Origin of the sequence: Streptomyces sp. NK15101 (assembly GCF_020400725.1) — a bacterium.
Lineage (GTDB): Bacteria > Actinomycetota > Actinomycetes > Streptomycetales > Streptomycetaceae > Streptomyces.
The window spans coordinates 1-570 of record NZ_JAINVG010000214.1; the positions used below are offsets into that span (position 1 = coordinate 1).

General features: G+C 64.4%; 2 pseudogenes. Both read right to left on the reverse strand.

Features of this window, described 5'->3' with window-relative positions:
* Positions 1 to 288 (reverse strand): annotated as a pseudogene (locus K7G60_RS38665) (IS701 family transposase); the annotation flags it as partial.
* Between the two features lie 62 nt (positions 289 to 350).
* Positions 351 to 570: pseudogene (locus tag K7G60_RS38670) on the reverse strand (hypothetical protein); the annotation flags it as partial.

Sequence of the window (570 nt, forward strand, 5' to 3'; positions counted from 1 at the left end):
ACAGCGTTCACGGTCGTCGGTGTACTCGCGGACATCGTCCAGGACCTCCTCCGCGTCCCACTCGATCCGGTTCAGCAGCCGGTGGATCCGGTCCGGTCCCGCATGCCCGGCCTCCTCCGCCAGTGTCCAGCCGTCCTTCCGCTCCAGTGGAGCGATCAGCCCTCGCATATACGCGAGTGCTGACTCACGCGGCTCCGACCTGGCGAAACGGTGCACGAACCGCTCGGGCAGAGCCTTCAGTTCATCCGCCCACACCCGGCCGTCAGCAAGCTCCCCACCCGTGAACACACCAACGAACGGCCTGGCCACCGGTCACGACAAAGACCGTTGCAGTACTACTGATCTTTTCGTTAGTTGGACGGGGTTGGTGGGTGGAGGGTGAGGCCGGTGTGGGTGAGGTAGGACCAGGGCAGTTGTGGGTTGTCGTTGATGCGGCGGATGCCCTGCTCGGTGGCATCGGCGACATCGGCGAGGTGGTCGCCGGCGAGGTTGGCGAGTTCACGCTTCTTGAGAGAGGACCACAGCAGTTCCACCGGGTTGAGCTCAGGTGCATAGGCGGGTAATCGCTCC